This window comes from Moorena sp. SIO4A5, from assembly GCF_010672005.1.
In the GTDB taxonomy this organism is placed as follows: Bacteria; Cyanobacteriota; Cyanobacteriia; order Cyanobacteriales; family Coleofasciculaceae; genus Moorena.
On record NZ_JAAHHZ010000193.1, the window covers coordinates 1 to 9,615 of the forward strand.

Below are 9,615 nucleotides of genomic sequence, written 5' to 3' on the forward strand. Positions count from 1 at the left end.
GCTCTAAACAAGTTTACGCTGCCCTTGCTGCGGTAAATTTATTAGAGCGGGCAAAAAGTCCGGTGGAAACCCTCAGTGGTGGGATGCAGCGACGGATGAATATTGCTGTGGCTCTAGTGCATCAGCCCAAATTACTGATCTTAGATGAGCCTACGACAGGCTTAGATATTGAAGCGCGATATGAAATTTGGGACTTGATTCGACGTCTTCAGGGCCAGGGAATTACTATTTTGCTAACCACTCATTCCCTTGATGAAGCAGAACGTCTTTGCCAGAGAATTGGCATTCTTAAACAGGGACAGATTGTAGCAGAGGGGAGTTTGCTTGAGTTACGGCAAAAGATTCCGGCTCAAGAAATTGTGGTAGTAGACACCCCTCAAGAAGAACAAGCGATCGCTCGTGCCCAGGAATTAGGCTTTACTCATCGCCGCTATGGAAATGATTTAGCCTTTTGGCTACCAGAGTCTTTAGACCTGAAGGATATTATTGCTTGTTTTGATGGGATTCCCCTCGATTCCATTGCTCGTCAGCCAGTGCGGCTGGAGTATGTCTATGTAGAGGTTACATCAAATCTGGGAAACAAGTTAGTGGTTAGTCGTTAGTGAGAGTGTGTTGATCTCTACTAACTACTGTAGGGGCGAACAGCTGTTCGCCTCTACTAACCACCAACAAAAAACAACAAACTGGACATTCTGGGTGATTAACGATAACAATCTACAAACCATTCCCTCTGCAATTCTAAGTAAATTCCTCAAGGTTAATCAACCTGTTAGGGTTAATCAATGTTTTGTCTTCACAGGGATATTATAACCCTTTTTTTCAGGATTTGTCACGATTTCCAGATATCAAGGCAGAGCCTTAAGCTGGTCTTCATTTAAATTCCATGCTTCTGATAGCAGGGGAGCATCAATCCTCCCTAACCCCCCTTAGTAAGCCAGGGCTGTTTCATTGTCGGACTAAAATGTGATTGGTGGGGAGATAGGGAGATAGGGAGATAGGGAGATAGCGGTGTGGCGAATTTAATAATTAGATGCGGAAAGCGCACCTTAGGTATTTTTAACCTTAAAAATACCCTCTCCCCAGCACCCCACTTCCCTTGAAGTTACAGTAGTTGAGGGTAGCCTTTATGGTCGGCAGGTTATGGGCAACAGGTTTAAGCTTTTGGTAAGCATTCAGCTAATAGCTATCAGCTATCAGCTAATGCGCTACGCGCACGCTACTTGAGGTGCTATTAGCTTTGGGCCAAGACTCACGCTACGGGAATGGCTCAGGGCTGACCGCTGACCGCTGATGGCTGAATGCTTACAGTTTTTGTAATAAGGCTACCCTCTTCAAGGTTTCATCCCTTTCACGCCTATTGACCTGAGAATTTATCCCAAAGAATGAAACAGCCCTGCCCTTAGTAAGGGAGGAATGGTAGCAGGGGAGAGGGTTTGATGGTTTTTTGCTAACTGAATAATATCCAATTTAAATGCGCAACAGCTTAACTTCAAAATGCCTAAAAAAAAATTGGTATGATGTTTTGCCAAGGTTTGTTTTGGATTTGGTTCCAATCTGGTGACTAGTTTTTGTCTGTTTGTAATAGGCATGTCGGAAACTATTAAAATTATTGCCAATTGTTCGGTCATTATGATTTTATATCAACTCCGTTTAAATACCCATAATAAAAGTGTATCGAAGGCAGAGGGCAGAAGGCATAATGGTGCATCTAAATGCATTAACTTAGGCAAAATTTTAATAAAAAAATCATACTTTTCACACTTACAAAACTTCCGACACTTCCCACAATTACCTTCTTTTTAACAAATATGATATGCACCCTGAGCGACTGCATCAAGAGACAGGGTAGTAATTTTTATGGAGAGATGTTAAGCTATCCAAGACTCGTTTTGTAAACTGTTTTAAAAACATGACGCGATCATAATTTAATTTTTAAATAGCACCAATAGGTAGACAGCTTAGTACTTTTTTTTAGACATAATTTATAACAATCAACACTTCTGGTCGAAGCAAGTAATAATACAAGTAAGTTAAGGTACTGCTCAACTGACCTAATGTTAAGAAAACCTAAAAAAATATCAACGATGCTATGGGTTGTGGTAATAATATTCCTGGGTAGCCTGACCACTACCTGTAGCTTTTTACCAGCCATCACAGCAGAGGAACGCACCTTCCTCAACCTTTCCGTGAACTTCTTAGGGGAGTATCAACTCCCCCAAACGAAGTTCAAAAATACAGTAGTGGGAGGGTTGTCAGGATTGACCTATGATCGGGAACGCGATCGCTTTTTAGCGGTTTCTGATGATCGTTCTCGATTAGCTCCAGCTCGATTCTACACCCTAAAACTAACTTTCAATCCCACCGATACAGGAAACATAGGGATTGAAAACGTAGAAGTGGAAGATGTCACTTTTCTTAAAGATAAAAATGGAGAAACCTTTGTAAGGGGTACCCTGGATCCAGAAGGGATTGCTTGGTCTGGAAAAGATTCTGTATTTATCTCTAGTGAAGGGGCTACTAATCAAGGCATTGCTCCATTCATTCGGCAGTTTGATATAGTAACAGGACAACAGTTGCAAAATTTAAAAATTCCCCAGCGTTATCTACCGAATGACACTGACCTAGAAACAGTCAGTAATGGTATCCAGGATAACTTAGGCTTTGAGGCATTGACCTTAGAACCGATCAGCCTAGCTGCAGCAAGTGGGCAAGAGTCATTTCGCTTATTTAGTGCCAGTGAGTACTCCCTACACCAAGACCAGCCAGAAGCAGATACCGAACAAGCAGCGGGAATTCGTTGGTTGCACTATTTGATTGGAGACGTTACTCCTCCAATGCTGGTTAGTGAACATCTTTACTTACTCGAGCCAGACCCCCCTAACACCCTTTCTCACGGTTTGACTGAGTTATTAGCAGTGGATACCGCAGGACATTTTCTGAGTTTGGAGCGTACCTATGGTTTCTTTGGATTTAGTGCCAAACTTTATCAAGTGGTGATGGGTGGAGCAACTGATACAACCAAAATTGCTACTCTCAAGGGTAATGTTTCCAAGATTAAGCCACTGCAAAAAAAGTTGTTGTTGGATTTGAGTGAATTGGGGATTTACTTAGATAATTTAGAGGGAATGACCCTTGGTCCGCGCTTGAGTGATGGCACTCAGAGTTTAATTTTGGTGAGTGATAACAATTTTAGTGAGGCTCAGGTGACACAGTTTCTGTTGTTTGGGATTAAAGGTTTTAAATAGCCCAAAGGTAAGCTATCAGCTATCAGCTAATGCGCACGCTACTTGAGGTGCTATAGCACTACGCATTAAAGTTAGGACATTGATACAAGCTGAAAACCTCTTGTAGTAAACTTTAGCATGCATGCCTCTTGCCTCTGACCGCTGTTCGCGTAGCGTGAGCTAAAAGCTCACGGCTGAATGCTTACGCCCAAAAAAACCAGAGGTATTCCCAAGCTCTCGCCAGTAAGCTATCAGCTATAGCGCTGGGCACAGGAAATACGGAATAGGGAACTTTGGATCAGGGTCATGATGGGTGCTTGTCAACTAAAGGTTTTAGCCATTGGTCTTGATGCAGAACCCAAACCATAAGCGACTGAATCAAGACCATGTATTTTGACATCCTCCCCGGCATGAAAGCACGGGGATTCCAAACATCACTGTTTGGGCTTCCTCTTTCGACGAGCTGACTTACTTAATTGAGTTTCCCCTTTTAAGCAGAGATCAATCTCTCCAGAGGCGTTGATTTCCGTCTGCCCGACGGTATTTGAAAGCTGTTTCAGTGCAGATTTAAGAATATTTATTGCAGCGTTTTTATCACGATCTGCCCTATAGCAACAATGGGGACATCGATGAGTTCGAGTGCTGAGAGTTTTGACAACTTTCTCACCACAATTTGAGCAATCGGTAGAAGTATATGCCGGATCAACGGCAATCACTGGCACTCCATAAACTCTCCCAAAATACTCTAACCATTCTCTAAACTTGTACCAGGCTGCATCATTAATCGATTTGGCTAGTTTGTGGTTCTTAACCAAGTTCTTAATCCGTAGGTTTTCAATGGCAACCAAGTCGTTAGACTGGATGACGTGTTGAGCTAATTTACAAACCCAATCGTTACGTCTGCGTGAAACCTTAAGATGGGCTCTACCTAATCTATTTATGGCTTTTTTGCGGTTTTGACTTCCCTTTTGGGTTCTTGATAAACGACGTTGCAATTTCTTGATTTTGGCTTCATCTTTTCTCAAAAACCGAGGGTTATCTATCTGTTCACCAGAACAATCAGTGTAGAAAAAGTTAAGTCCAACATCTAGTCCTGTCTGCTTTCCTGTGAGTTCTTTATTCTCCTCTCTAGTATGGTCTATCAGAAACTGGGCATAGTATCCGTCATGCCTTCTAATCACTCTTACTCGTTTAATTTGTTTGAGTTGATAGAAATGTAGGTCACGACTCCCCCAGAGTTTGAATTTACCCGCTTGAAACTTATCAGAAAATGTTAAATAACGTCTATCTTCCGAAAGTTTCCACCCTGTTGTTTTGTATTCAACAGATGCTCGAATTTGGGACTTTTTAAACCGAGGAAAACCTTTCTTCCCAGGAACTTTCTGCCTGCAATTGCGATAGAACCGTTCAATTGATGCCCAAGCTCTTTCTGCGTGTGCCTGTCGAGCCATTGAGTTTAATCGACTGACCCAGGGGAATTCTGGATTGTCCGACAACACCTTACAGTAGCTATAGGCATCGTTGCGGTTTTTAACATCACCATCCATCCATGCTCTGATAATGCTGTTACGAACAAAACGACCAGTACGGATGGCTTCATCTAGCCTCCTATACTGGGCTTGTGTTCCTTGCAGTTTCATCTCGTAGACGATCATGTTTATCGTGATTGACAACGATAAACTTATGATAGCATAAGTTGACCGTCCTTCTAGGACGGGGCTAATGACCCGCTTTTTTCGGTAAAGATACCAACTACATCGAACACTACTTCATCCGAAGTTCCCTGATTCTAAGTTCAACACTTCTGGTAATGACTCATTCTACGGATATCGCTACTTTAGCTCGCTGGATGGCAGCTGATTTTAGTAACCAAGAGCAGGCGTTTGAGAATCCACCATTGTATGCTCACATCCGCGTCTGCATGCGTCCTCTACCTTGGTCAGTGCTAGATGGATGTAGCTTGTTCCTTGAGCAAGCCTATGACTATATGCTCAACACCCCCTACCGAGTGCGGGTACTAAAGATTGTTGAGCTAGACGGGCAAATCAAAATCGAAAATTACAAGGTTCAGGATGAAAAACTATTATACGGAGCTTCCCGTGATTTAGAACGTCTAAAATCCCTGAGTGCCCAACAGCTAGAGAAGCTTCCTGGTTGCACGTTCAATGTTACCTGGACTGGTCACAGCTTCAAAGCCGAAGTAGAACCAGGTAAAGCTTGCTTGGTGGTGCGCAATAACAAAGAAACCTATCTCGATAGTAGCTTTGAAGTAATGGAAGAAACATTGATTAGTCTTGACAGGGGACGTGACCCCGAAACCGATGAACTAATTTGGGGTTCGATTGCTGGAGCATTTCATTTTGCACCTAGGACTAGCTTCGCGTCAGAAGTGCTGATCCCAACTCCAGAATTGACTGAACTATAGAATTAACTCTTACCGTGGCGGTTTGACTTCAAAAAAGGTTCCATACTAACTGCCTGCAAATATTATAGCGAAACCGATCACCTTAGGGTTAAGGGCTTGGTGGAATCCATTAACACCATGACCAATGTTCTAATACCTATAAACTAATCTCATGCCCAACAAGTCCCCCAAACCTGATACATTTAGCGAGTAAGGTCACGCAAGTTGGATCAACGGACTATAAACTACTAATAACTAATGACTAATCAATAATAACTAATGACTAATCAATAATCACTAATTATGCGAATTGCTTTTTTTACTGAAACATTTCTACCCAAAGTTGATGGCATCGTGACCCGGTTGCGCCACACAGTGGAACATTTGCAGCGTAACGGTGACCAAGTGCTAGTTATATGCCCAGAAGGGGGACTCAAAGCCTACAAAGGAGCCAAAATTTACGGTGTTTCTGGCTTTCCCCTACCCTTGTATCCCGAATTAAAGCTAGCCCTGCCACGACCCTCTATTGGTGGGGTATTAGAAGAGTTTCAACCAGATTTGATCCATGTTGTAAACCCAGCAGTATTAGGGTTGGGAGGTCTGTATTATGCCAAGGTGATGAATATTCCCTTGGTTGCCTCCTACCACACCCATTTACCTCAGTACCTCCAGCACTACGGATTGGGTATGCTCGAAGGAGTTATGTGGGAGTTAATTAAGGTTAGTCACAATCAAGCTGAGCTGAATTTGTGTACCTCTAATGCTATGGTACAGGAATTAAGAGACCATGGTGTTGAGCGAGTAGACTTGTGGCAGCGAGGTGTGGATACGGAAACGTTCCAACCAGAGTTAGCTTCATCCCAAATGCGATCGCATCTTTCCCAAGGAAATCCAGACAGCCCCATACTCCTTTATGTAGGGCGTCTTTCGGCTGAAAAAGAAATTGAGCGGATCAAGCTAGTGCTAGAAGCAATTCCCAACGCTTGCCTAGCATTAGTAGGAGATGGACCCCACCGTAAGGAACTAGAAGCACACTTTGCTGGAACCCCGACTCATTTCGTAGGTTACCTTACCGGTACAACCCTCGGCTCTGCCTTTGCCTCTGCTGATGCATTTATCTTTCCTTCTCGGACAGAAACCTTAGGACTAGTCTTACTAGAAGCGATGGCAGCAGGTTGTCCCGTGGTAGCAGCCAACTCTGGAGGGATTCCAGATATTGTCACCGATGGGATGAATGGGTATTTATACGATCCAGCAGATGAGCAAGGAGCGATCGCAGCAACCCAGCGTCTCTTAGCACAACAGCAGGAACGGGAAACTCTGCGCCGCAATGCTAGAGCAGAAGCTGAACGCTGGAGTTGGTCAGCTGCTACACGCCAATTGCAACGTTACTACCAGGCAATCGTGTTTTCCGAATCCATGTCTTCCGCTGCTTGACATACTCCCCCGTTAAATCGGAGATGATAACGGGGGATTCTCACAATATGTGATTCAAGGTTCAATCAGACAACTTCTTGAATTAGGTTTCCCTTCATCAACAGCGGTCGAACTCACGCCTGGGCATTTCCGTATTAACAGCAGTTTCCCTATGCCCTAGGGTACTGTTGTATTCAACACCTAAAACCTCTAATCCCCGCTTCAAAATGTTGAGAGCTGCGTTGGGATCACGACAGATTTATAGATGACAACGAGGACATTTATGAGTCCGGGTGCTGAGGGATTTTTTTACCCGATAACCACAGTTAGAACAATCGGCAGATGTGAAGTGGGGGTTGACCGATATCACAGTTTTATCCCAGATTTTTCCAAAGTATTCTAACCATTGGGTGAATTGATACCAACCTGCATCAGAAATCGACTTAGCCAAATGATGATTCTTGACCATGTTTTGTATCTTCAGATCTTCATAGACAACCACATCCTCCTCCCGACATTGAGGTAAGCATCCCAAAGGTCTGACACCAGTAGCGGTTTTAGGTGTTAGGTGTGAAGTTTTAATCACCTAAGGCCTAATTAAGCCTGCCTAATTCAAGGGTTTATGCCTAGTCATAGGGAACATGTCAAGGAAGGGTTTGAGGGTCTCAGGGGGCGTAATGGGGTTGAGCTTACTGACTTTATTGCAAAATCTTATCGAAAACTTAACTATTGTAATTGTACAATCCTTAACAGTTTTAGGGAAACCTATAGTCTAGAAAGTACCCCCTAGGGTACTAATTTTTACTGGAGAGATATGTCAAACTTGTAATCAGGATCGGGATATCCTCAGATCTACTTATAACCAGGGTGTCAATTCATGTTTTTGAAGTCAAAGACGCTAGAAGACTTATCAACGCAGCAATTCTTATCTGCCCAGTTGACTTGCCCTCACGCGCCTCCAAAGGCAGGAGCAGACAAAGTATGACAAGACGGAACACCAGTAGTGTTACCGCTACACTATCTCAGTTAACTCAACCCTCACAAACCAGCAATCTGATTGATCGCATCAAAACCCTATCCATTCCTCAATTTAGCTGCTGGTTAGATTTCTTTGCTGCTGATTTCCAACAGTTTCTAGGAGCGATCGCACTGATCAACAATGAGGCTCTGGAAACTCGGCTAGAGCAGGTGATAGAGGCTTTAACCCTAAAAGTTGGTCAAGTCCTACAGGCAGACCAAGCCACTATTTTCATGGTTGACACCGACACAGGTCAACTATGGGCAAACATTCCCCAACGTCACACGAACAAAACAATAGAACGCCGCATTCCCCACAATCAGGGTGTTGTCGGTCATGTTGCTGCCACTGGCAAGTCTTTCAATACGTCAGTTGCTTACCATCATCCCCTATTTAACCCAGAATTTGACGAAATCCCTGGCTATCGTACCCAAAGCCTCCTGTGTATGCCAATTTTTAATAGCAATAACCAGGTGGTTGCTGTTATAAATTTTTTCAATAAAACTGGCGGTGTGCCGTTCGACAGTACCGACGAAAAGCAATTTCAGGACTTTGCCGACGACCTTGGCATCATCCTCGAAGCCTGCCAATCATTTCAACAGGCAGCTCGCAACCAACGGGGAGTGATTGCTCTGCTCAAGGCAACTGAGTCTCTGGGAAAGAGCCTTAAGCTCGAAGAAACCCTAGGTGTAGTTATGGAGCAGGCTCGGGATCTCATGCAAGCAGACCGCTCCACCCTATTTTTGCTATGCCAAGATCGCAAAGAACTTTGGAGTAAGGTAGCTACAGCGGATGGACAAAACACTATAGAAATAAGAATACCAGCCAACCGAGGTATTGCTGGTTATGTAGCATCCACTGGTGAGCCACTCAATATTCCAGATGCCTATAAAGACGAGCGTTTTGACCCGAACACTGACAAACAAACCGGTTATCGCACCCAAAGTATCCTTTGTATGCCGGTATTTAACTCCAAAAATATATTAATCGGTGTGACTCAGTTAATCAACAAGCACCAAGGATACTTTACCAGCTCTGATCAAGAGTTTATGCGGGCGTTTAATATTCAGGCAGGCATAGCTCTGGAAAATGCCCAACTGTTTGAAAGCGTCCTGATTGAAAAGCAATATCAGCAAGATATCCTGCAAAGTTTAACCGACGCAGTGATTTCCACTGACATGCAGGGACGAATTGTGATGATTAATGATGCAGCTATCAAGTTTCTAGATGGTCCTAATCGTAGAAAAGGCAGTCCCGATTGGAAATTCTGGCAGTCTAAGCTCACTGGTCGATACATCTGGGATGTAGTGCCGATTGAAAATCTCCAGTGGCGTTGGCAAGATAGCTTGGCTACGGGGACTCGGCATTATATGCCAGAGCAAACTCTGAAGATTGGTATCTATAAACCTGCTCAAGGGGATTCACAAGGGTCACCATCCATGGTTCTGGCAATGCCAAAGTGGGATGACCCGAATGTTTATGTACCCTGGAATGAAACACCCCAGACGGAATCTTCATCTACTTATTATTTGTCAAAATACCAAGTTCAGGAA

The 9,615-nt window shown here is 43.7% G+C and carries 6 protein-coding genes and 1 pseudogene; 5 read left to right on the top strand and 2 right to left on the bottom strand.

Features of this window, described 5'->3' with window-relative positions; translation table 11 throughout:
* On the top strand, nucleotides 1-602 hold a 602-nt coding region (locus tag F6K57_RS31630), incomplete at its 5' end, for an ABC transporter ATP-binding protein (RefSeq protein WP_293072057.1).
* A 1,482-nt stretch (nucleotides 603-2,084) separates the two neighbouring features.
* A complete protein-coding gene (locus tag F6K57_RS31635; protein ID WP_293026089.1) occupies nucleotides 2,085-3,245 on the top strand; it encodes an esterase-like activity of phytase family protein in 1,161 nt (386 codons plus the stop codon).
* Nucleotides 3,246-3,658: 413 nt separating this feature from the next.
* Here the strand turns inward: F6K57_RS31635 and F6K57_RS31640 are convergent, their stop codons facing one another.
* Nucleotides 3,659-4,879 carry a transposase gene (locus tag F6K57_RS31640; RefSeq protein ID WP_293026116.1) on the bottom strand — a complete coding sequence of 407 codons (1,221 nt, stop codon included), beginning with the start codon at nucleotides 4,877-4,879 and terminating at the stop codon, nucleotides 3,659-3,661.
* Nucleotides 4,880-5,034: 155 nt separating this feature from the next.
* Between F6K57_RS31640 and F6K57_RS31645 the strand changes: the two genes are divergently transcribed.
* Complete coding sequence (locus tag F6K57_RS31645; RefSeq protein WP_293026091.1) at nucleotides 5,035-5,649, top strand: chromophore lyase CpcT/CpeT; 615 nt, start codon at nucleotides 5,035-5,037, stop codon at nucleotides 5,647-5,649.
* Nucleotides 5,650-5,931: 282 nt separating this feature from the next.
* On the top strand, nucleotides 5,932-7,065 hold the full coding sequence (locus F6K57_RS31650) for a glycosyltransferase family 1 protein (RefSeq protein ID WP_293026093.1): 1,134 nt from the start codon (nucleotides 5,932-5,934) through the stop codon (nucleotides 7,063-7,065).
* A gap of 97 nt (nucleotides 7,066-7,162) precedes the next feature.
* On the opposite strand, the pseudogene F6K57_RS31655 reads toward F6K57_RS31650, so the two are convergent.
* Nucleotides 7,163-7,549 (bottom strand): annotated as a pseudogene (locus F6K57_RS31655) (transposase); the annotation flags it as partial.
* A gap of 476 nt (nucleotides 7,550-8,025) precedes the next feature.
* On the opposite strand from F6K57_RS31655, the gene F6K57_RS31660 reads away from it, so the two are divergent.
* The coding region (locus tag F6K57_RS31660) for a GAF domain-containing protein (RefSeq protein WP_293072058.1) at nucleotides 8,026-9,615 on the top strand (1,590 nt) is incomplete at its 3' end.